The sequence below is a fragment of the Acidovorax sp. BoFeN1 genome (assembly GCF_003345135.1).
GTDB classification, from domain to species: Bacteria; Pseudomonadota; Gammaproteobacteria; order Burkholderiales; family Burkholderiaceae_C; genus Acidovorax; species Acidovorax defluvii.
In genome coordinates this window covers 21,930-43,854 of record NZ_QOZT01000008.1, presented here as the reverse complement: position 1 = coordinate 43,854, position 21,925 = coordinate 21,930, and the positions used below count along the sequence as shown (strand labels likewise).

At 63.4% G+C, this 21,925-nt stretch carries 16 protein-coding genes and 1 tRNA gene; 8 read left to right on the top strand and 9 right to left on the bottom strand.

All coding sequences use genetic code 11. The features are described from left to right. Position 1 precedes the first annotated feature (1 nt). From DTW89_RS03345 to efp, 3 genes are all read left to right on the top strand, one after another. A complete protein-coding gene (locus tag DTW89_RS03345) occupies positions 2-907 on the top strand; it encodes a LysR family transcriptional regulator (protein ID WP_114654905.1) in 906 nt (301 codons plus the stop codon). Further along, positions 904-2,076, top strand: coding sequence for an elongation factor P maturation arginine rhamnosyltransferase EarP (gene earP, locus DTW89_RS03340; protein WP_114654904.1), 1,173 nt, complete (start codon positions 904-906; stop codon positions 2,074-2,076). Before DTW89_RS03345 ends, earP begins: the two co-directional genes overlap by 4 nt. Positions 2,077-2,224: 148 nt before the next feature. Then, on the top strand, positions 2,225-2,779 hold the full coding sequence (gene efp / locus DTW89_RS03335; RefSeq protein WP_024815372.1) for an elongation factor P: 555 nt from the start codon (positions 2,225-2,227) through the stop codon (positions 2,777-2,779). 196 nt (positions 2,780-2,975) lie between these two features. Here the strand turns inward: efp and rimO are convergent, their stop codons facing one another. After that, positions 2,976-4,388, bottom strand: coding sequence for a 30S ribosomal protein S12 methylthiotransferase RimO (rimO, locus tag DTW89_RS03330; protein ID WP_114654903.1), 1,413 nt, complete (start codon positions 4,386-4,388; stop codon positions 2,976-2,978). Between the two features lie 541 nt (positions 4,389-4,929). Here rimO and DTW89_RS03325 point away from each other — a divergent pair. Next, a complete protein-coding gene (locus tag DTW89_RS03325) occupies positions 4,930-7,137 on the top strand; it encodes an ankyrin repeat domain-containing protein (protein WP_161555620.1) in 2,208 nt (735 codons plus the stop codon). Between the two features lie 582 nt (positions 7,138-7,719). Here DTW89_RS03325 and phaR read toward each other — a convergent pair. The 5 genes from phaR to DTW89_RS03295 form a co-directional block, all read right to left on the bottom strand. Beyond that, positions 7,720-8,283: a polyhydroxyalkanoate synthesis repressor PhaR gene (gene phaR / locus DTW89_RS03315; protein ID WP_051463489.1), complete on the bottom strand. Its 564-nt coding sequence runs from the start codon at positions 8,281-8,283 to the stop codon at positions 7,720-7,722. A 186-nt stretch (positions 8,284-8,469) separates the two neighbouring features. Continuing rightward, positions 8,470-8,850, bottom strand: coding sequence for a hypothetical protein (locus DTW89_RS03310; protein WP_024815375.1), 381 nt, complete (start codon positions 8,848-8,850; stop codon positions 8,470-8,472). A gap of 377 nt (positions 8,851-9,227) precedes the next feature. After that, positions 9,228-9,304 (bottom strand) — tRNA-Val (locus DTW89_RS03305). A gap of 111 nt (positions 9,305-9,415) precedes the next feature. Next, the gene (locus DTW89_RS03300) at positions 9,416-11,629 is read right to left on the bottom strand and encodes a RelA/SpoT family protein (RefSeq protein ID WP_024815376.1); all 2,214 of its coding nucleotides are present in this window, start codon (positions 11,627-11,629) and stop codon (positions 9,416-9,418) included. After that, on the bottom strand, positions 11,626-12,651 hold the full coding sequence (locus tag DTW89_RS03295; protein WP_114654900.1) for an alpha/beta fold hydrolase: 1,026 nt from the start codon (positions 12,649-12,651) through the stop codon (positions 11,626-11,628). Before DTW89_RS03295 ends, DTW89_RS03300 begins: the two co-directional genes overlap by 4 nt. Before the next feature lie 69 nt (positions 12,652-12,720). Between DTW89_RS03295 and DTW89_RS03290 the strand changes: the two genes are divergently transcribed. Continuing rightward, complete coding sequence (locus DTW89_RS03290; protein WP_024815378.1) at positions 12,721-13,503, top strand: 3-hydroxybutyrate dehydrogenase; 783 nt, start codon at positions 12,721-12,723, stop codon at positions 13,501-13,503. A 185-nt stretch (positions 13,504-13,688) separates the two neighbouring features. On the opposite strand, the gene DTW89_RS03285 is transcribed toward DTW89_RS03290, so the two are convergent. After that, positions 13,689-14,402 carry an SIMPL domain-containing protein gene (locus DTW89_RS03285; protein ID WP_114654899.1) on the bottom strand — a complete coding sequence of 238 codons (714 nt, stop codon included), beginning with the start codon at positions 14,400-14,402 and terminating at the stop codon, positions 13,689-13,691. A gap of 217 nt (positions 14,403-14,619) precedes the next feature. On the opposite strand from DTW89_RS03285, the gene ompR reads away from it, so the two are divergent. Both ompR and DTW89_RS03275 read left to right on the top strand, forming a co-directional pair. Then, positions 14,620-15,351, top strand: coding sequence for an osmolarity response regulator transcription factor OmpR (gene ompR / locus DTW89_RS03280; RefSeq protein ID WP_024815380.1), 732 nt, complete (start codon positions 14,620-14,622; stop codon positions 15,349-15,351). Positions 15,352-15,358: 7 nt separating this feature from the next. Then, positions 15,359-16,882: a sensor histidine kinase gene (locus tag DTW89_RS03275; RefSeq protein ID WP_024815381.1), complete on the top strand. Its 1,524-nt coding sequence runs from the start codon at positions 15,359-15,361 to the stop codon at positions 16,880-16,882. Between the two features lie 121 nt (positions 16,883-17,003). Here the strand turns inward: DTW89_RS03275 and ispF are convergent, their stop codons facing one another. Continuing rightward, on the bottom strand, positions 17,004-17,483 hold the full coding sequence (gene ispF, locus DTW89_RS03270; RefSeq protein WP_024815382.1) for a 2-C-methyl-D-erythritol 2,4-cyclodiphosphate synthase: 480 nt from the start codon (positions 17,481-17,483) through the stop codon (positions 17,004-17,006). 25 nt (positions 17,484-17,508) lie between these two features. Further along, positions 17,509-18,354, bottom strand: coding sequence for an IspD/TarI family cytidylyltransferase (locus DTW89_RS03265; RefSeq protein WP_114654898.1), 846 nt, complete (start codon positions 18,352-18,354; stop codon positions 17,509-17,511). Between the two features lie 96 nt (positions 18,355-18,450). Here DTW89_RS03265 and mfd point away from each other — a divergent pair, with 96 nt between their 5' ends. Then, on the top strand, positions 18,451-21,924 hold the full coding sequence (gene mfd / locus DTW89_RS03260; RefSeq protein WP_114654897.1) for a transcription-repair coupling factor: 3,474 nt from the start codon (positions 18,451-18,453) through the stop codon (positions 21,922-21,924). Position 21,925 lies beyond the last annotated feature (1 nt).

The window sequence follows — 21,925 nt, the reverse complement described above, 5'->3', positions numbered from 1 at the left end:
CATGAAGCTCGACCCCGTCTCCCTGCGCCTGTTTGTAGCCGTGATGGAAGAAAGCACCATTGCCGCTGCCGCAGCGCGTGAACATCTGGCCGCATCGGCCGTCAGCCGCCGCCTGGCCGACCTGGAGTCCGCGTTGCAGGTAGAGCTGTTCACCCGCAGCAACCGCGGCACCGAGCCCACCGCGGCAGCGTTTGCCCTGCTGCACATGGCGCGCGGCGTACTCAATGACCTCGATGGCATTGCCAGCCAGATGCGCGACTACGGCACCGGTGTGCGCGGCCATGTGCGCGTGGTGGCCAACATCTCGGCCATCACGCAGTTTCTGCCGGGCGAGCTGCAAAGCTTTCTGGCGCTGCACCCGCAGGTGGATGTGCGCCTGCAGGAGCAGATCAGCACCGCGATTGCCCAGTCCGTCGCCGAGAACGCGGCCGATGTGGGCATCCTTAACGATGGCAACTACGGCGACCGCATCACGCTGCTGCCCTACCGCACCGACGAACTCGTGCTGGTGGTACCCACCGGCCACGCACTGGCGCGCCGCAAGGCGGTCACCATGGCCGAAGCACTGGCCTTTGATTTTGTCGGCGTACATCCCGGCAGCGCCATCAACAACCAGCTCACGCGCGCCGCCGCCGAAGCGGGCTTGCCGCTGCGGCTGCGCATCCAGGTCACAAGCTACGACGCGCTGTGCCTGATGGTGGCCGCCGGCCTGGGCATTGGCGTCATGCCGCGTGGCAGTGCCGCGCTGTACAAGGGCACGCTGGCAATCCGGGCCGTCACGCTGAACGAGCCCTGGGCCCAGCGCCGACTGGCGCTGGGCGTGCGCACCGAAGAATCCCTGTCCAGCGTTGCGCGCCTGCTGGTGGACCATCTGCGCAACCCACAACGCCCCACCACCCTGCCATGAACCAGCCCGTAGCCCCCCTGCAGTGGGACATTTTTTGCCGCGTGATCGACAACTTTGGCGACATCGGCGTCTGCTGGCGCCTGGCCACACAACTGGCCGGGCAAGGCCAGCAGGTGCGCCTGTGGGTGGACGACGCCTCGGCCCTGCAGTGGATGGCGCCCCAAGGCTGCCCTGAGGTCGAGGTGCGCGCCTGGGGCTCGCCCGTGCCTGCCGCACACGAGGCGCCACCCGACGTGATGCTGGAGGCCTTCGGCTGCGAAATTGCTCCTGAATTCATAGCTTATAGCGCTTATATGGCAAGCACTACAGGCCAAAAACCCGTCTGGATCAATCTCGAATACCTGTCCGCAGAGGGCTATGTGGAGCGCAACCACCGCCTGCCCTCGCCCATCCTCTCTGGCCCGGCCTTCGGATGGACACGCTGGTTTTTTTACCCCGGTTTCACGGCGGGCACGGGCGGCCTGCTGCGCGAGCCTGACCTGATGGAGCGCCGCAACGCGTTGGATGTGATCGCCTGGCGTGCCGCGCACGCGCCGTTGGCCGCGCATGCTGCCAGTGCTATCAGTGACCCTTGCGACGCCAGTGACGTCAATACACTCGATCCGCAACGCTGGATCTCGCTTTTTTGCTATGAGCCCCCGGCCCTGCCCGACTTGCTGGCGCAATGCACCAAAACCCCCACGCACCTTCTCGTCACGCCCGGCCGTGCCACGAAGGCCGTGTACAACGCCGTGGGCCATTTATTTAACGAAAACGGCTGCCAGCCCTTGATGGAAAAGCGCGATCTGCTATCCATTTCGTATCTTCCCCACTGCACCCAACCTGCGTTTGACGACATGCTGTGGGCCTGCGACCTGAACCTGGTGCGCGGCGAGGACTCCCTGGTGCGGGCGCTGTGGGCCGGGCAGGCGCTGGTGTGGCAGATTTACCCGCAGCACGACAACGCCCACCACGACAAACTCATGGCTTTTCTCGACTGGCTGAAGGCCCCGCCCTCGCTGCGGCGGTTTCACGCTGCTTGGAACGGGCTGGACAACACACCGCTGGTGATGCCCGACGCTGTCACCCTGGCCGAATGGACGGCCTGCGTGCAGGCGGCCCGCGCACAACTGCTGATGCAGGACAACCTGGTGGCGCAACTTTGGCGCTTTGTGCGCGAAAAACGGTAAAATCCAAGGCTTTGCGCAAACAAGGCGCGGCACACCGGTGCCCCGCCTTTGCGCATTTTCGCCGCGGAACATGCATCGGCACGGCGCGCCTTCTTCCCTGAAGGCCACCAGCGAGCGCGTTGAGCGGCCCCAACCCAAGCAACCTGCTATGAAAATCGCTCAAGAAATCCGCGCCGGCAACGTCATCATGCACGGCAAGGACCCCATGGTCGTCCTCAAGACCGAATACGCACGCGGCGGTCGCGGCGCTGCCACCGTGCGCATGAAGCTCAAAAGCCTGATCGGCAACTTCGGCACTGAAAACGTGTTCAAGGCCGACGACAAGATCGACAACGTGATCCTGGACAAGAAGGAGTGCACCTACTCCTACTTTGCCGACCCGATGTACGTCTGCATGGACACCGAGTTCAACCAGTACGAAGTCGAAGCCGAAAACATGGGCGACGCACTGAACTACCTGGAAGACGGCATGACGCTGGAAGTGGTGTTCTACGACGGCAAGGCCATCTCGGTCGAGCTGCCCACCAGCGTCGAACGCGAAATCACCTGGACCGAACCCGCCGTCAAGGGCGACACGTCCGGCAAGGTGCTCAAGCCCGCCAAGATTGCCACCGGCTTCGAAGTGCCCGTGCCGCTGTTCGTATCGCAAGGCGACAAGATTGAAATCGACACCCGCACCGGCGAATACCGCAAGCGCGTGTAAGCATGTCTCATGCAGCAAAAAGGCTTCCCTCGGGAAGCCTTTTTTCTTGGTGTGCCTGCTGGCGTGGCGCTGGTTGGTGCCATGGCAGTACTTCACCAGTGCTATTGAAAAATGAGCTGGTAGCGCTTTCCAATCAATGGTTTCAATGTAAAAACAGCATGAAATCCAATGGAGAAAACCGCTAGCTGCTCACTTTTTAGATGGGCTGCGCCACCAGGTCGTGGCCCTGCACACCCACAATGCGTGCGCGGGTGAACTCGCCCACCTTCATCTGCTTGCTGATTTTTTCGGGCGGCAGCAACTGCACGGTGCCGTCAATCTCGGGCGCATCAGCGTAGCTGCGGCCCACGCCGCCCTTGCGCCCCATGGCGGGGGCGTGGTCCACCAGTACCTGCATGGTTGCGCCCACGCGGCGCTGCAGCTTGGCGACCGATACCTCTTCGGCCACCGCCATGAAGCGCGCCCGGCGCGCCTCGCGCTCCTCCAGGGGCAGCATGCCTGGCAGGTTGTTGGCCTCGGCGCCATTCACGTCGCTGTAGGCAAAGCAGCCCGCGCGGTCGATCTGCGCCTCGCGCATGAAGTCGAGCAGGTGCTGAAACTCCTCTTCGGTCTCGCCGGGGAAGCCCGCAATAAAGGTGCTGCGGATCACCAGCTCGGGGCAGGCCTCGCGCCAGCGCTGGATGCGATCGAGGTTCTTCTCGCCGCTGGCCGGGCGCTTCATGCGCTTGAGCACGTCGGGGTGACTGTGCTGGAAAGGCACGTCCAAGTAGGGCAGCACCAAACCTTGCGCCATCAGCGGAATGATCTCGTCCACGCTCGGGTACGGGTACACGTAGTGCAGGCGAACCCAGGCACCGTAGGGCGCGGCCATTTCACCCAGGGACTGCACCAGCTCCAGCAGGCGCGTCTTGACGGGCTTGCCATCCCAGAAGCCGGTGCGGTACTTCACGTCCACGCCGTAGGCCGAGGTGTCCTGGCTGATGATGAGCAGCTCTTTGACGCCGCCTTCAAACAGCGCCCGGGCCTCTTTCAGCACATCGCCAATGGGGCGCGACACCAGGTCGCCGCGCATGGACGGGATGATGCAGAAGGTGCAGCGGTGGTTGCAGCCTTCGCTGATCTTGAGGTAGGCGTAGTGGCGCGGCGTGAGCTTGATGCCCGCCTCGCCAAAGGCGCCGGGTACCAAGTCGAGAAAGGGGTCGTGCGGTTTGGGCAGGTTGCGGTGCACGGCGTCCATCACCTCCTGCGTGGCCTGCGGGCCGGTCACGGCCAGCACGCTGGGGTGCATTTGCTGCACCAGGTTGCCACCGCCCTCGCCCGAGCGCGCGCCGAGGCAGCCGGTGACGATCACCTTGCCGTTCTCGGCCAGGGCGTCGCCAATGGTGTCCAGGCTCTCTTTGACGGCATCGTCGATGAAGCCGCAGGTGTTGACGATGACCAGGTCCGCGCCTTCAAAGGTCTTGGCGGTCTGGTAACCCTCGGCGCTGAGTTGCGTGAGGATGAGTTCGGAGTCGGTCAGGTTCTTGGGGCAGCCGAGGCTTATGAAGCCGATCTTAGGAATTTTGACTGCCTGTGATGTCGCAACTGCGTCATAACTATATGATTTCATTTGATTTTCGTGGGGCGATCTAGCGGATAAGCTGGGGAAAGTATTTTAATGTGGGCAGGAATTAACCCCAAGCAGACTACATCGAAACATCTGAATTCGGGCCGCCTGCTTCGGGCTGGACGCAGTTGTTCGGATTCATCACGCGACCGGCGGTTCTACCTCTCCGAAAAACAGCACCTGGAGCTTCGGCAGTCGCGTGAAATGCAGCCGACGGATAACTGCAGTAGAAAATCCTAAAAATCATTCGGTGCCGTGTCGTGATCGAAATCGGGGCCTGAGAGAGGATATCGACGTGCTGCTTTTGGCACGTATTCCCCCGAAAGGACTGACATGACCACAAAAACTTCGACTCCAGTCGCCCCCGCATTGCCGATGACCCTCGCTGCGGCTTCCCGCATTCAGGGTTCGACGGCAAAGGGCAATGGCGGTAGTGTTGCCAAGGGCAGCTTTGCGGCGCGCGCGCAGAGTGCCGCAGCGAAGGGTGGCAAACGCTAAATCGGCACGGGCGGCATCCGTGCCGCCCTGTCCAGACACAACAGATATGACGACCTACGTTTTTCCCCAGCTCGGCCTGCTGCTCCGAGCACTCATCACCAGTGCAGGCTACCGTCGCCGAATCACCGACCTCGGCCTGGACAAAGACCTTGACGACTTGGCATCCGACTCACGCCCGGGCTCTTCGTGCGACTTGATGCAGCAGATCGAAGACACCGTTCAACGCGATATGGCAGCGGACTGCGGGGTGCAGTGGGCACAGTTCTTCCGCTTGGCTTGGCACAAAACGCGCGATGCCATTCAGCAGTCCGTGCGGTCGCTCGATACCGGCCCCATCGCTGATGAATCAGGGCGCGAGGTGGTTCGCCTAGGCTTTGAGGTTCCGATGTTGTCGGGCCTTGTGAGGCTGGTGGCTCACCAACACCCTGGCATGGATATCGACTCCTGGTGGACAAGTCCAGTGGCAGCCTGGGTCAAACTAGCGGCAAACTTCGCAAAGTTGACAGAGAGCGAAGCTGTATCCCGCCTTCACGAGACTCCCAGAACGACGGAGCGTTGGATGGCTGGCGAGCCCACCCGTGAGTTGCAGTGGCCCTTCCGTCCGTCAGTGTTGCAGGTTCTTGGCGGCAACAGCGACAGGAAGCAGCACTCGCCCCATGATGTGGACCAACTCACTGGCTGGCTGACCTTCGCCGTCGCCTTCCAATCGCTGGCCATCGAGACCCGTGAACTCGTTCGACGGGATTTCGAGCTGAGACGACAGCATCCATGGTCCATGGGTGAGTTCATGACCAAGCTGACGCATCAGAGCCTGGTTGCAGGTGCACTGCCAATTCGCGAGCTGGCGATCCCGCTGCTGACCCGGATTGAACAGCACTTTTCGGTTGACCGGAGAAATCTCGATGCCGCGCAAAGTGACCTGAACTGCTTTCAACACCTAATCGAGCAGGAAGCCCCGCATTGGCGAAGGTCCTATCAACACATCCATGATCGGTTCGCTGGGAGACTCGCCGCGATTCAGGGCCGCGAGGCCGACGCGATGGCTTTCTATGCGAAAGCCGTTGAGGGCGTCTGGTGGTTCGGTGGCCAGAACCAACTGCCGATGCTGAACGAGGCGTTGCTTTATGCAGTCGGCGTGGGCGACAGCGTCGCGGCCAAGCACTACTGGGACAAGACATTCATGCTGGGCCTCAACCGATGGCCGAAGCGACAACTCGATGAACAAGAGCGCCGCAGGCTGGCCTTTTCATTCGAGCGTCAGTTCTCGCCCCAGAAGGCGAAGGATCGAGTTCCGCCACCTGTTGAGATCATCTTGAGGGACGCCCCCTTTGAACTCAGCCAGGAGCAGTTGAAGAATCCGAACCGGAAGGTGAAACACGCCGAAGGGCGCACGCGACGAACGCCATTGATGGATGCAGCACGCGAAGGCTCACTCTCTGATGTCAAACGCGCCATTGCAGCCGGCGGCGACCCGAACGATTTCATCAAGGAATCCGGAGAGGGGCCACTCACCTATGCCATGCGCCGTGCGTGCGACCGGGGTGATCCAGTCATCATGGATTACTTGTTGAAGCTCGACTTGTTGGAGGACACTGTCAACCGCCAGGCATCAACCAGCCGCGAAACGCCGCTGAAGATTGCCATCGAGATGGCCGACGCGGCAGCCGTCGAGCGTCTGATTGCGTTGGGGGCCGATGTCGAACAGGCCAGCGACTATGTGCCGTCGGCGCTCTGTTACGCGATGCTGCTCTTGCACGGCAGTATTCACCGTACCGACCCGACCCAAGAAGCCGCGTACCTGGAAGGAAAGACCAGGGCCGACGTCCATGATGCCAAGGACGGCGCTGCACTGGACATCGCACTGGCCACGCGACGCCAGAGGCAAGCAGCTCTCCGCGACGCTTCGCCGAGAAATCGCGCCATTTTCGATGCCGTGATGGAACACTACGTACGGCCCGCCGAACCACGTCGCGAGGTGGTGCGCACGCTGTTGAAATGTGGTGCCGATGCCAACCGACGTTACAAGGTCGAACCTCATCATCTGGCCGAATGGACGCCAACCCTGTTCGCTGCCCAGGTCGGAGACATCGACATATTCAAGTCTTTGGTCGAGCATGGCGGCGACACAGACTTGGTGCTGATGCAGTCTTCCGCGCTCGAACGGTATGACGCCCTGTGGATCGCAGTAGATCACGGGCGCCATGCCATCGTCGATTTCCTTGTGAAGCGCGCCAGTGATTCAAGGATCAGCTAAGAAGCCCACCAACTTTTCCAGAATTCGGTTCGGCGCAGCGTCGGGACTTTGCAGGGCTAAAAACAGATCCTCCTGTTGTTGCATCAACAGGGGGACTTTCATGCGCTACTGCCGGGACAAACAGATCAATAAGTTAGTCGCAGACCTTGTACGCGAGGGTTGGCAGTTCAGCCGAGGCAAGCACGGCAAGCTGCGCGCCCCATCTGGCAGTGGGTTCGTGACGGTCCCCAGCACTCCGAGCGACCACCGAACGATCCAGAACCTCTGTCGGGACATACGCAGGCAGGTTTCCACTCCATCGCAAAGATGAAAAGTAGCTTGTGCGAGCGTGCATTTTCAGTTCAGGGATATACAGCGAATTTCCGAAGAGTGACCGCAATCGCGTGCGAAGCAGCCATCGCTCAATGAAAAAAGCCCTCACCTGAGGGTCTTTAGAAAAGTATATTTACAGACGCCTTCGGGCAGCCGAGGCTGACAAACCCGACCTTGGGGGCTTTTGTGGGGGAGAGTGCTTCGCTCATATTCCCGTATTGTCCCAGTTCCGGCGACCCGGCAGTCCGGACAGTGGGATTGAGGCGCAAATCAGCGCTTGAGACCAAAGGCGCCCAGCATCTGCTCGGTCTGCTTTTGCATCTGCTCCTGCATCTGGTTGAGCATCGATTGCGATTGCTCCACGTAGTTGCCCATCATGCCCTTGAGCATGGGCGACTGCAGGCTCATGAACTGCGCCCACATTTCGGGTGTGACGTTTTGCGACTGTTCGGCCAGCTTGGCCTGCACATCAGTGAAAGCCTGCACGTTCTTTTCCAGGTAGGCCCCCATGAAGCCCTGCATCGCATGGCCATAGAAACGGATGATGTTGGCCAGCACCGCCTCGGTAAACATGGGTGCGCCACCAGCCTCTTCTTCGAGGATGATCTGCAGCAGAATGCTGCGCGTGAGGTCTTCGCCCGTCTTGGCATCGCGCACCACCACATTCTGGTGGGCCATGACGAGCTGACGCACTTCGGCCAGGGTGATGTAGGTAGAGGTATCGGTGTCGTAGAGGCGGCGGTTCGGGTATTTCTTGATCACGCGCTGCGCTGTCTTGGCGGCGGGGGCGCTTTTCTTGTCGGGCACTACGGACTCCTCGGGCGCAAGGCCCATTTATTGCAGTGCAGCAGATTCTAGAGAGTGATAGCCCCCTCTCCGGCAAAGGAATACCCTGATGAGTCCGAGCGGGCTATTCCCACCGACCTTGCACCATGGCGGCAGCAATCGCGCGAGTGGGAGTGTGCTTTGGTGCGCTGCCACCGCATGCGTCACTAAATCCGGGCTGGCTCACCACGCAATTCAGCGAGGCAGGCTGCGGTCTTTGGTGGCGTCGGTAACTGTGGGCGCAACGTCTGCATCGACCGTGCCTTCCGGATTCGTCAGCTCGCCGGCGGCACCGCCACTGATCGCGCCAGCCACTGCGCCAAGCGTGCCACCGACCAAGACACCAACCGGACCTGCAACCACGGCACCAACAGCCGCACCCGCAGCCGAACCCGCCACAACACCGCCACCGATCAAGGCAGACTTCGATTCCCGCTCGGTCTCTTCGGGAGTGAGCCCAACCTGGGCTGCGGGAGTCGGATCCTGGGACGGCACACCATGCCCGGGAACAGCCTGCTCGGCAAGGTCTGGGTCAACCGGTTGTGCGCTCGTCGGCTGAGAAGTCAATGAGTTCATGTGTGCTCCTGGGGAAGTGGACGGGGACGCGAGCGAAAACGCTCGCTTACCACCGTTGTAAATTCCACACCGCGCTCTTTGCGTGGTCCAAGAGGCTGTGGCACCGTCAGACAGCATCCCGCGGCACCGCCACCGGTGGCGCACGCCATTAGGTGCCCACAACGAGGTTTGCCAGTAGCCTTTCCACCGGCGCCCGCGAAAGAACCATTGGGGCAACGTTCGCTCGTGCAAACGACAGCACATGGCATGTACGTACTGCCCCCGTGGCAGATCACCCATCGAGCGCATTGCCGCCCCGATAAAACCCGATTGATCTGCGGCACCAATAAAAAAGCCTTCCAAATCGTTGATTTGGAAGGCTTTGACCAATGGTTAGTTGGTAGGCGCGATTGGACTCGAACCAACGACCCCCACCATGTCAAGGTGGTGCTCTAACCAGCTGAGCTACGCGCCTGTCGTTGTTTAGATTTCAATTATAGCCATAAAAATCAGGCTGTTTGGCTGACGCTTCAACAAATCATGGTGAAGAGCCCCCGTCAACTTTCGCGGATACGGCGCACGCAGCTCAGCGCCGCCGTGCAGAGCGCACTCCGGCAACGCCGCCCACAATGCCCAGCACCTTGTTAAGGCGGCCTGAATCGGCAACCTCCACGGTGAAAGTCATCCAGGCGGTGCCCTTGACCGACTGGGTCTGCACACCAATGACATTGGTCTTCTCGCGGGCAAAAACTTCCGAGATATCGCGCAACAAGCCCTGGCGATCGGCCGCCTCCACCGCGACGTCCACCGGGTACACCGCAGCACCCGCCGACGGTTTGTGAGCGCCCCATTCGACTTCGATCACCCGTTCGGCATTGCGCGTTGCCATCTCGCGGAAATTGCTGCAGTCTGCGCGGTGCACGCTCACGCCCTTGCCCCGGGTGACAAAGCCACGGATATCGTCGGGTGGCGCAGGCTTGCAACACTTGGCCAGTTGCGTCATGAGCGAGTCGATGCCCACCACCAGTACGCCGCCTTTGGGCGCTGAGTCGTTGGTGCGGGTCTTCTTCAGCAGCAGGTAATCGTCGTGCTGCAGCACGGGCTCTGGCGGTCGAAAAAGGGTTTCAATGCTGCGCAGTGAAAACTCGTCCTTGCCCACCACCTCGAACAGTGCATCGGCCGACTTGAACCCCAGCTGCACCGCCAGATCGTCCAGTTTCATGGCCGTCTTGCCTTCGCGCTGCAGCAGTTTTTCAACCGCCTCGCGCCCGCGCGCCACCGTTTCATTGGTGGCCTGGGCATTGAACCAGGCACGCACCTTGGCCTTGGCCCGGTTGCTGGTGAGGTAGCCCAGTTCGGCATTGAGCCAGTCGCGCGAGGGGCGGCCTTCCTTGACGGTGGAGATTTCCACGGTCTGGCCGTTTTGCAGCGGGGTATTAAGGGGCACCATGGCGCCATCCACCCGGGCACCCCGGCAGCGATGGCCCAAGCTGGTGTGCACCGCGTAGGCAAAATCGACCGGTGTGGCGCCCTGGGGCAACTCCACCACGGCCGCATCGGGGGTCAGCACGTAGATGCGATCGTCAAAGAGACCCCGGTTTTGCGCTGTGCCGACCAGGTCGCGCTCCCACGCCAGCAACTGGCGCAACACCGCGATCTTGGCGTCGTAATCGCCGGTGGCCGACACGCCCGCATATCCTTTGCTGCCCGCCTCTTTATAGGCCCAGTGCGCGGCCACGCCATGCTCGGCATGGTCGTGCATGGCCTGGGTGCGGATCTGGATTTCGATGGGCTTGCCAGCAGCGTCGCGCACGATGGTGTGCAGCGACTGATAACCATTGGGCTTGGGGCGTGCGATGTAGTCATCGAACTCTTCCACGACGGGTGTGAACTGCTCGTGTACCCAACTGAGGGCCGCATAGCAGTCCTTGACCGATGGCACCACCACGCGCAAGGCCCGGATGTCGAGCACCTGGTCAAAATTGAGCGACTTGCCGCGCATTTTTTTGACGATGCTATAGATATGCTTGGGCCGCCCCTGCACGCTGGCGCTGATGCTGCGCGCGCGCAGGTCGGACTCCAGCCGGGCGCGCAGCTGCTCCATGTAGACCTCGCGCTCGCCGCGCTTTTCGTCGAGCAGGTGCGCAACCTCTTTGTAGGTCTCGGGCTCCAGGAAGCGAAACGACAGATCCTCCAGCTCCCATTTCACCTGCCAGATGCCCAGCCGGTTGGCCAATGGTGCAAACACCTGCAGCGATTCGCGCGCCAGGCTGGGCGACACCGGGGTTTTGCTGGCGGCATGAAAGCGCAGCGTTTGCAGGCGCGAGGCCAGGCGCAGCATGACCACGCGCAGGTCGCGCGAGAACGCCAGCAGCATCTTGCGCACGTTTTCGGTCTGCACCGCCGGGTCGTCCACCTGCTGCGCACCACGCGCCTGCCGCTGCACACGCATCAGATTGGTGGTTTCCACCGCCAGGGCCGCAAAGTTGTCGCCAAAGGCCTTGGCGATCACCTCACGGGGTTTGTTCAGGTGTCCGCAGGCATACACCAGGTAGCCAGCCGCCTGCATGGCGTCCGATCCGCCAATGGCTTTGAGGATGGCGGCCACGGCGTCGGCATGGGCCAGCGTGTTTTCACCGGAATCGAGCATCTCGCCCGCCATAAGGGGCTCGGCAAAGGCGCGAGCGCGCGCCAGGGCATTGACCTGCTCTGGCAGTGTGTGGGCCGTTGCGGCGAGGAGTTGCGGCAGGGTGTCAGCCGCAGGTGCCTGCGCAGCGGCGGCCGGCGGGTACGTTTTCATGCGGCCACCGTTGCTTCGGGGGCCAGCAAAAACTCTGAAACAACCTGCACCTGGTCTTGCGCCATCAAGGTAGGGGCATGCCCCACACCTTCAAACTCGACCAGCTTTGCCATCGGCCCACGGTGCACCATGGCCTGGGCGGTCTCTGGCGAAAGCAGGTCAGACTGCGCGCCCCGCAGCAGCAGTGTGCGCGCGTGGATGCGGTCGTACAGCTGCCACAGCTGCATTGCACTTGCGGCAGAAACCTCGGGCGTCATGGCCTTGAAGGCCTGCGCGATGGCCGGGTCGTAGTGCATGGCCAGGCCGCCATCCGGCAAGGTACGCACCATGTGCCGCGACAGCTCCAGCCACTGCTGGGCGGTGTGCGGACCAAAGCTGGACGACATGATCCACATGGCATCGGCGGCCTGCTGCAGCGAATCAAACCGAACCGGCGCTCCCAGATACTGGCCGATACGTTGCAAGGCGAGCCATTCGATGGCGGGGCCGACGTCGTTGAGCACCAGCCGGCGCACCGGCACGGCCAGCGGCCACAGGCTTCCCACGGCCTTGGCAGAACCGCCGGCCGATTCAGCGGGCTCATCGGCCACGCCCAGCCCGGGCTGGCCACACAGGGCCATGCCGATCAGCCCGCCCATGCTGGTGCCCACCCAGTCCAGCTTCTGCACAGGGGCCTGCTGCTGCAACTGACCCAGCAAAGCCAGCATGTCGGCCGCGTATTGGGGTACCTGGTAGCCAGCGGGGTCGGCCAGCCAGTCGCTTTGACCCCGACCAACCACGTCCGGGCAGATGACCCGGGCATGGCGGCTGAGCGCACGCGCCAGGGTATCGAAATCCCGCCCCTGCCGCGTTAGACCATGCACACACAGCACCACGTGCGGATGGTCCGGGTTGCCCGTGCCGTTCCACTCCCAGTACGCCATGCGATGCTGCGCGGGAGGGCTGGCCAGCGCGCCGGAAAAGGGGCCCGCCGCAGAGGCAGCGCCCGGGCACAGTACGTAGTTCAGCGTAGGTTCAATCATGGGTGCAGGATCCGGCAACAGCGTTCGATAATTGCTGCGTTGCATCGTAATTCATTCGGAGAGACTCCCATGCTCAAAGGCAAAACCGCACTCGTTACCGGCTCCACCAGTGGCATTGGTCTGGGCATCGCCAAGGCCCTCGCCCGCCAGGGCGCCAACATCGTGCTCAATGGTTTTGGCGATGTGGACGGCCCACGCGCCGAGGTGCTGGCCGCCGGTCAGTCGGCAGGTGTCCAGGTGGCCTACCACGGCGCCGACATGAGCCGCGCAGCCGATATCGAGGACATGATGAAGTCCGCTGCATCGCAGTTCGGTCGTGTGGACATCCTCGTGAACAACGCCGGCATCCAGCACGTGGCGAGCATCGAAGATTTTCCGGTGGAGCGCTGGGACGCGATCATCGCCATCAACCTTACAAGCGCCTTCCACACCTCGCGGCTGGCCCTGCCCGCCATGCAGGCGGCCAACTGGGGGCGCATCATCAACGTGGCCTCGGTGCACGGGCTGGTGGGCTCGGCGCAAAAATCGGCCTACGTGGCGGCCAAGCACGGCATCGTGGGCCTGACCAAGGTGACGGCGCTCGAAAATGCGGCCTCTGGCGTCACTTGCAACGCCATTTGCCCCGGCTGGGTGCTGACGCCGCTGGTGCAAAAACAGGTGGATGCCAAGGCGGCAGAGCGCGGCATCACCAACGAAGAAGCCAAGCGCCTGCTGCTGGGCGAAAAAGAGCCTTCCATGCAATTCACCACGCCCGAAGAGCTGGGTGAGCTGGCGGTGTTCTTTTGCTCTCCGGCCGCCAACAACGTGCGTGGCGTGGCGTGGAACATGGACGGCGGCTGGACAGCCCAGTAAGCGGGCCACCAGATCAACGGGGCAGCGGCGGGCAGAAGTCGGCGGCGCAGCATTAACAGGCAGCCACAGCCTGCCGCCATGCGCGCCACAGACGCTATCATTTCAATAGCTTTTAGCGCTTACCCCATAAGGGCTAGAGGCCATTTTAACGTTAAATACACCCCTGGCCCATCTTTCGGCCAGCGTCAGCGCATCTGCACCGAGCCCGAGACGTTGACAACCACCTGCGCCTTGCCCGCTTCCACCGGCACCGGCGCGTCCGAATACGCTGCCGATTTGGCCTCCATGGCCATTGCGCGCGGGCGGGGGCCGGGAGACATCTCGTTGCTGTTCACAGACACCTCGCGCAGGCTGTAGTTGGCAAAGCCAAACCCGCGGCTCAAATCGGCGGCGCGCGCCTTGAACTGCTCGATGGCCAGGGTCTGGGCCTCGCCCTCCACCTTGGCGCGGGCCTCGCGTGACAAGGCAAACCCCACTTGGCTGATGGCCATGGTCTGGATTTTTCCTGCCGTGGCTGTGATGCGGGCAAAGTCTCGGCCCTCCAACACCAGCTCGGCCCGGCCCTGCCAGCCATTGATCTTGCCGTCCTTGCCGTAGCGCGGGTACAGCCCGAAGGGGCCCGTACGCACGTCCATTTGCCCGGGCTGCGCATTGCGCTTGGCCTCCGCCAGTGCAGCATCCAGCGCCTGCTTGAGCTGTGCCTGCGTGGAAGCCGCGTCTGCGCCCTCTTTGCTCGTGGACAGCGCCAGCACCAGCAAATCCTGCTGCACCTCAACCGTTCCAGAGGCTGAGAGTTGCACCACATTGCGTGGTTCGGCGGTTTGGGAATTTTGAGAAAAAGCAGCCCCAGCGCACACCATAAAAGCGCTGGCAGCTATCAAACGAATAGCATTTTTCATGTCAAAAAGTCCTTGCGATCAACGCACTGCACCACACCGGTGCTGCACAGGCTTCGACAGTAACCGCTGCAGATGCCGGCCTTCATGAACCGTGCGTGAGCCGCCTGCACACCGGGGCAAAACTTGTAACAGTTGGTCAAACACCGGGCAGAAACCCGAACTTCCGGGCTGAAGCTGGTCAGAATTGGCTCTGTTACAAATTGGACCTGCAATCACCATGGCTACAACAACCAACCGTACCGACAAGATTCTGGTGGTGGATGACGATGCACGCATCCGCGATCTGCTGCGCCGCTACCTGACCCAGGAAGGCTTTGAAGTCATGGTCGCCGAAGACGGCAAGGCGCTCAACCGCCTGCTGCTGCGCGAAACGGTGGACCTCATCGTGCTTGACCTGATGATGCCCGGCGAAGACGGCCTGTCCATTTGCCGCCGCCTGCGTGCCGCCAACGACCGCACGCCCATCATCATGCTCACCGCCAAGGGCGAAGACGTGGACCGCATCGTGGGCCTGGAAGTGGGCGCCGATGACTATCTGGGCAAGCCCTTCAACCCCCGCGAACTGCTGGCGCGCGTGCATGCCGTGCTGCGCCGCCGCCCTGCGCAAGAGGCGCCCGGCGCCCCCTCGGGCGACAACGAAGTGGTCACCTTCGGCCCCTTCACGTTTGACCTGGGCACGCGCGCGCTGCAGCGCAATGGCGAAGAGCTGCCGCTGACCACGGGCGAATTCGCCATGCTCAAGGCCCTGGTGCGACACCCGCGCCAACCCCTGTCGCGCGAAAAGCTCGCCCTGCTGGCGCGCGGCCGCGAGTTCGAGCCCTTCGACCGAAGCCTGGACGTGCAGGTCTCGCGCCTGCGCAAGCTGGTAGAAGTGGACGCCGCCGCACCACGCTACATCCAGACGGTGTGGGGCGTAGGCTATGTTTTCGTACCGGACGGAACGAACTGACCATTTCATGCGCAAATCCGAAGGCCGGCCGGCACCCCGACAGCCGGTGACCGCACCGTCCGACGCCACCAGTCCCGCCCCCCTGGAGTCCCTGCGCCGCGCGCGCGAGCAGCGTGCGCGCGTGGGGCTGAACCTGTTCTGGCGCACCTTTTTCCTGCTGGCGCTGCTGCTGGTGGGCAGTATCCTTGCCTGGCTGCAAACGCTGCGCGCCCTGGAGTTTGAGCCGCGCACGTTGCACACGGCCCAGCAGATTGCGTCGCTGGTCAACCTCAGCCGTGCAGCGCTGGTGCACGCGGATGCCATCGCGCGCGTGTCGCTCATCAAAACCATGGCCGACCAGGAAGGGGTGCGCATCCTGCCGCGCGAGCCGGGCGACAAATTCACGTTGCTCGACAGCACTGCACTGGGTAACCGCCTGACCCACGAGCTCACCCAGCGCCTGGGCCCTGACACCATCGTGGCCCAGAACGTGAACGGAGAAAATGGCCTGTGGGTTGGTTTCAACATCAATGGCGACCCCAACTGGTTGCTGATGGACCGCTCGCGCTTCAGCCCCGCCGGCGGCCGCACCTGGCTGATCTGGCTCATCACGGCAGGCGCCCTTTCGCTGGCCGGCGCTGCTGCCATTGCCCGGCTGATCAACCGGCCTCTCAAGCAGCTTTCGTATGCCGCCAACCGCGTGCGCGATGGTGATTTCGCCGCCAGCCGCCTCGACGAAGAAGCGGTGACCAGTGAAATCCGCGAAGTGAACATCGGCTTCAACCGCATGGCACAAAAGCTTGCCAAGCTGGAGCAGGACCGCGCCGTCATGCTGGCCGGCATTTCGCACGACCTGCGCACGCCGCTGGCGCGCCTGCGGCTCGAAACCGAAATGAGCGTGGTGGATGAAATCGCACGCGAGCACATGGTGGCCGACATCGTGCAGCTTGACGCCACCATCGACAAGTTTCTTGATTACGCACGCCCCGACCACGTCACGCTCACCCCCGTCAACCTGCACGGCGTAGTGTCGTCCTGCGTTTACGCGGTGCAGGACCACCGCGAGCTGCAGATCACCATGGAGATCCCGGAAGACCTCAACGTGTTGGCGGACGAGGTGGAACTGGCTCGCGTGATTTCCAACCTGCTGGAGAACGCACGCCGCTATGGCAAGACGGTGGACACCGCCGTCACCCACGTGGACATTGCCGCCAAGGGCCGCGAAAACTGGGTATTGATCAAGGTGCGCGACCATGGCACCGGCGTGCCACCCGAGCAGTTATCCAACCTGACCAAGCCCTTCTTTCGCGGCGACTCGGCGCGCACCGCAGCCGCTGGCGCCGGGCTGGGCCTGTCGATCGTGGACAAGACGGTGCAACGCATGGGTGGCATTTTTGCGCTGGCCAATTCCACCAGCGGCGGGCTGGTGGCGCATATCCAGCTGCAGCGGGCCCCCAACCTACCCGAGGGGGAAGACCCCAAGCAACGCCTGCAGCGCCCTGCCATCAAGCGGCAACTCCCGCGCCGCCGGGCTGAGGACCACGCGGACTGACTGCTCTGCAGCGCCAGCCAGCGGCACGGGGCCTTCATCGCCTGTGCCGACAAGCCATGATTGCAAGGACAGGGCAATGCAATGGCGCACATTGCCTGGCCCGCAGCCCATGCCGACAGGGTCAGGCCTTGAACAGCAACACCACGGCGCGCGCCTCCATGGCCAGCCCCTGACCTACCGGGCCCAGGCGCTCGGCGGTCTTGGCCTTGACGTTCACCTGCGCTTGCCCCACCCCCGCGGCGGCCGCAATGCACACGCGCATGGCAGGAATATGGGCGGCAAGGCGCGGCGCCTGCGCAACCACGGTGCTGTCGATGTTGCCGATGTCGTAGCCCGCCGCGCGCACCCGGCGCGCCGCCTCCGCCAGCAGCACACCCGAGTCCGCTCCGCGAAATGCCACGTCGGTGTCCGGAAAATGGCTGCCGATGTCGCCCAGCGCAGCAGCCCCCAGCAAGGCGTCGGTGATCGCATGCAACAACACGTCTGCATCCGAATGGCCCAGCAGGCCCATGGAATGGGCAATCTCCACCCCGCCAATCACCAGCCGGCGCCCGGGCACGAGCGCATGCACATCCCAGCCTTCGCCAATCCTGAAATTCATCGAGTCACCTTCACCCACGCGGGGTTCAAAACATGGTCTTTTTGCCAACCGCTGGGGCCACCTGCCCGCGCGCGCCACCAAAACGATCGAGCGTGGCGCCATGCGCGCGCTGCGCCAACACGGCGGCCGCCAGGGCAAAGTCGTCCGGATAGGTCACCTTGAAGTTTTGTGCCCCACCGGGCACCAGCCGCGGGTGCAGGCCCATCGCCTCCATGGCACTGGCTTCGTCGGTGGCACCCGAACCCACATGCTTGATGGCCGCTTTGAGCGGGCCCAAGCGGAACATCTGGGGGGTCTGGGCCAGCCATTTATCGCTGCGGTCCACGGTGGACGCCACGCGCACGCCGCCGGGCCCGTCAATCGATGTTTTGAGCGTGTCGGCCAGCTTGTGGGCCAGCAAACCGCCCACACCATCGTGCTGGCAGGTATCCATCAGCGTATCGATCTGTTCGGACGTCACCAGACAGCGCGCTGCGTCGTGCACCAGCACCCAGTCGTCGGGCTGTGCCCCGCGCTCCTCAAGCGCCCGCAAGCCACCCAGCACGGTATCTGCGCGCGTGGGGCCACCGCATTCCACCGTGAAAAAGGCAGGGTGGGCGTAGGCGTCCAGAAAATGATCGCCCGGCGCCACCGCCACCAGCGTGCCCAGCAAGCGGCTCACCCCGGCAAACGCTGCCAGGGTGTGCATCACCATGGGGTGCCCTGCCACCAGATGGTATTGCTTGGGCAGGGCAGGGTCGGCAGATGCCGCGGCTGGCGTGGCAGCAGGAGGCACGGCACGCAAGCCCATGCCCGCACATGGCACCAGCGCCCAAAAACGCCCCTGGGTGGACAAGGGAGCGAGCGGTGGGTGCAGGAGCGAAGCAGTCATGTGTCGCTCATTCTAAAATCTCCCGCTGCCCACCCATCCAGCCCGTGCGCGTTTTGCGCCCCAGGGGATGCGGCGGGCCCAGACGACACCGTCCGCATGGAACTGCCCAAACTCTCCCCCGGAAAACGTTTCACCCTGCCCCGCCCCCTGGGCAGCGCAGATTCGCTGCTGCTGGCCCGCCTGGCCGAGCGCGACAAGGCCGGTGGCCGCACCACCGCCATCGTCACGGCCGACGCCACCGATGCGCAGCGCCTCATCGACGAGATGGCTTTTTTTGCACCCGCCCTGCGCTGCGCGCTGTTTCCCGACTGGGAAACCCTGCCCTACGACACCTTCTCGCCGCACCAGGATTTGATCAGCGAGCGGCTGGCCACGCTGTGGCGCATCAGCCAGGGCGAAGCCGACGTGGTGCTGGTGCCCGCCACCACGGCGCTGTACCGGCTGGCTCCACCGTCCTTCCTGGCGGGCTACACCTTCCACTTCAAGGTCAAGCAAAAGCTCGACGAGGCGAAGTTCAAGGCCCAGCTCACGCTGGCGGGCTATAGCCATGTATCGCAGGTGGTGAGCCCGGGCGAGTACGCCGTGCGCGGCGGGCTGATTGATTTGTTCCCCATGGGCTCGCTGGTGCCCTTCCGCGTGGACCTGTTCGACGACGAAATCGACTCCATCCGCACCTTCGACCCCGACAGCCAGCGCAGCCTGTACCCCGTTCCCGAGGTGCGCCTCTTGCCAGGCCGCGAGTTCCCCATGGACGACGAGGCGCGCGCCAAGTTCCGAAGCCGCTGGCGCGAAATGCTGGAGGGCGACCCGACCAAGAGCCGCATCTACAAGGACATGGGCGCGGGCGTGGCCACGGCCGGTATCGAGTACTACCTGCCACTGTTCTTTGACGACACGGCCACGGTGTTCGACTACCTGGGAGGCGAAGCCACGGTGTTACTGCATGGCGACCTTGAACCGGCCTTCCAGCGCTTCTGGCAGGACACGAAAGACCGCTTTCGCCTGATCCAGGGCGACCCTGAGCGCCCCGCGCTGCCACCCGAGTCGCTGTTCCTGTCCGTGGACCAGTTCTACACGCGCGCCAACCTGCACGCGCAACTGTCGCTGCGCCCAGGTGTGCAGGATGTGGATGACAACCCGCACTTTCAGAACCTGGGTGACCTGTCGGTGGTGCGTGGTGCCGAAGACCCGCTGGCCCGCCTGCACGCCCACATCCGCAACACGCAGCACCGCGTGCTGCTGCTGGCCGAGAGCGATGGCCGACGCGAGAGCCTGCTGGACTTCCTGCGCGCCAGCGGGGTGAACCCGCCCGCCTTCGACTCGCTGGCCGAGTTCCAAGGCACAGCCGACGAAAAGGTGGGCATCGCCACCGCGGGCCTCACCGTGGGCTTCAGCTGGATCGAGGACGGCATCGACTTCGTCACTGAGACCGAGCTGTTTGCCGCAGGCCCCACCACGCGCCGCCGCAAGAAGCAGGAGCAGGTGAGCGATGTCGAGGCGCTGATCAAAGACCTGGCCGAGTTGAACGTGGGCGACCCGGTGGTGCACAGCGCCCACGGCATCGGTCGCTACCGCGGCCTCGTCAACATGGACGTGGGCAACAAGAACCCCGACGGCACGCCCGCCATGCAGGAGTTTTTGCACCTGGAATACGCCGACAAGGCCGTGCTGTATGTGCCCGTGAGCCAGCTGCAGCTGATCAGCCGCTACACGGGCGTGAGCGCTGACGAAGCCCCGCTGCACAAGCTGGGCAGCGGCCAGTGGGAAAAGGCCAAACGCAAGGCCGCCGAACAGGTGCGCGACAGCGCGGCCGAGCTGCTCAACATCTATGCCCGGCGCGCTGCGCGCGAGGGCCACGCCTTCCGCTACAGCGCGCAGGATTACGAGACTTTTGCCAACGACTTCGGCTTTGAAGAAACCGCTGACCAGAACGCAGCCATCCACGCAGTGATCCAGGACATGATCAGCCCCCGCCCCATGGACCGCCTGGTCTGCGGCGACGTGGGCTTTGGCAAGACCGAGGTCGCCCTGCGTGCCGCCTTTGTGGCCGTCACGGGCGGCAAGCAGGTGGCGTTTCTGGCGCCCACCACGCTGCTGGCCGAGCAGCACTACCAGACGCTGGTAGACCGCTTCAGCAAATGGCCGGTGAAGGTGGCCGAGGTCTCGCGCTTTCGCTCGGGCAAGGAGATCACCGCCGCCATCAAGGGCATTGGCGATGGCACGGTAGACATCGTGGTGGGCACGCACAAGCTGCTCAGCGAATCGACCAAGTTCCACAACCTGGGCCTCTTGATCATCGACGAGGAGCACCGATTCGGGGTGCGCCACAAGGAGGCGATGAAGCAGTTTCGCGCCGAAGTGGACGTGCTTACCCTCACGGCCACGCCCATCCCGCGCACGCTGGGCATGGCGCTCGAAGGCCTGCGCGACCTGTCGGTCATCGCCACCGCGCCGCAGCGGCGCCTGGCCATCAAGACCTTTGTGCGCAGCGAAGGCACGGGCGTGATCCGCGAAGCCGTGCTGCGCGAATTGAAGCGCGGCGGGCAGTGCTACTTCCTGCACAACGAGGTCGAGACCATCGAGAACCGCCGCCAAAAGCTCGAAGAGATCTTGCCCGAGGCCCGCATCGCCGTGGCCCACGGCCAGATGCCCGAGCGCGAGCTGGAGCGCGTGATGCGCGACTTTGTGGCCCAGCGCTACAACATCCTGCTGTGCTCGACCATCATCGAGACCGGCATCGACGTGCCCACGGCCAACACCATCATCATGAGCCGCGCCGACAAGTTCGGCCTGGCGCAGCTGCACCAGCTGCGTGGGCGCGTGGGCCGAAGCCACCACCAGGCGTACGCCTACCTGATGGTGCCCGACGTGGAAGGCCTGACCAAGCAGGCGCAACAGCGGCTCGAAGCCATCCAGCAGATGGAAGAGCTGGGCAGCGGCTTTTACCTGGCCATGCACGACCTGGAGATTCGCGGTGCGGGCGAGGTGCTGGGCGAAAACCAGAGCGGCAACATGCTCGAAGTCGGGTTCCAGCTGTACAACGAGATGCTCAACGAAGCCGTCAAGGCGCTCAAGGCGGGCAAGGAGCCGGACCTGCTCTCGCCCTTGTCGGTCACCACCGACATCAACCTGCACGCCCCCGCCCTGCTGCCCGACGACTACTGCGGCGACGTGCACCTGCGCCTGTCGTTCTACAAGAAGCTCGCCACGGCCAAGACGCCGGACCAGATCGACGGCCTGCTCGAAGAGATCGTGGACCGCTTTGGCAAACTGCCGCCGCAGGCCCAGACCCTCATCGACGTGCACCGCCTGCGCGTACTGAGCCAGCCCTATGGCGTGGTGAAGGTGGATGCTGCGCCCGGCGTCATCACCATCACCTTCAAGCCCCAGCCGCCCGTCGACCCCATGCGCATCATTGAGCTGATCCAGAAGAACAAGCACATCAAGCTGGCCGGCAACGAAAAGCTGCGCATTGAGCGCGAGCTGAAAGACCCCAAAGACCGCGCGCAGATGGTGCGCGACATCTTGCGCAGCCTGGGCCAGCCGCTGGCACAGCCTGTCGCCGCCTGAG

What these genes read in the sequence shown, in the direction of transcription:
- efp (WP_024815372.1), top strand. Translation starts at nt 2,225, where the DNA reads ATGAAAATCGCTCAAGAAATCCGCGCCGGCAACGTCATCATGCACGGC.
- ompR (WP_024815380.1), top strand. Translation starts at nt 14,620, where the DNA reads ATGGCTACAACAACCAACCGTACCGACAAGATTCTGGTGGTGGATGAC.
- DTW89_RS03325 (WP_161555620.1), top strand. Translation starts at nt 4,930, where the DNA reads ATGACGACCTACGTTTTTCCCCAGCTCGGCCTGCTGCTCCGAGCACTC.
- mfd (WP_114654897.1), top strand. Translation starts at nt 18,451, where the DNA reads ATGGAACTGCCCAAACTCTCCCCCGGAAAACGTTTCACCCTGCCCCGC.
- rimO (WP_114654903.1), bottom strand. Translation starts at nt 4,388, where the DNA reads ATGAAATCATATAGTTATGACGCAGTTGCGACATCACAGGCAGTCAAA.
- DTW89_RS03295 (WP_114654900.1), bottom strand. Translation starts at nt 12,651, where the DNA reads ATGATTGAACCTACGCTGAACTACGTACTGTGCCCGGGCGCTGCCTCT.
- DTW89_RS03290 (WP_024815378.1), top strand. Translation starts at nt 12,721, where the DNA reads ATGCTCAAAGGCAAAACCGCACTCGTTACCGGCTCCACCAGTGGCATT.
- DTW89_RS03310 (WP_024815375.1), bottom strand. Translation starts at nt 8,850, where the DNA reads ATGAACTCATTGACTTCTCAGCCGACGAGCGCACAACCGGTTGACCCA.
- earP (WP_114654904.1), top strand. Translation starts at nt 904, where the DNA reads ATGAACCAGCCCGTAGCCCCCCTGCAGTGGGACATTTTTTGCCGCGTG.
- DTW89_RS03275 (WP_024815381.1), top strand. Translation starts at nt 15,359, where the DNA reads ATGCGCAAATCCGAAGGCCGGCCGGCACCCCGACAGCCGGTGACCGCA.
- DTW89_RS03265 (WP_114654898.1), bottom strand. Translation starts at nt 18,354, where the DNA reads ATGACTGCTTCGCTCCTGCACCCACCGCTCGCTCCCTTGTCCACCCAG.
- DTW89_RS03285 (WP_114654899.1), bottom strand. Translation starts at nt 14,402, where the DNA reads ATGAAAAATGCTATTCGTTTGATAGCTGCCAGCGCTTTTATGGTGTGC.
- DTW89_RS03300 (WP_024815376.1), bottom strand. Translation starts at nt 11,629, where the DNA reads ATGAAAACGTACCCGCCGGCCGCCGCTGCGCAGGCACCTGCGGCTGAC.
- phaR (WP_051463489.1), bottom strand. Translation starts at nt 8,283, where the DNA reads ATGGGCCTTGCGCCCGAGGAGTCCGTAGTGCCCGACAAGAAAAGCGCC.
- DTW89_RS03345 (WP_114654905.1), top strand. Translation starts at nt 2, where the DNA reads ATGAAGCTCGACCCCGTCTCCCTGCGCCTGTTTGTAGCCGTGATGGAA.
- ispF (WP_024815382.1), bottom strand. Translation starts at nt 17,483, where the DNA reads ATGAATTTCAGGATTGGCGAAGGCTGGGATGTGCATGCGCTCGTGCCC.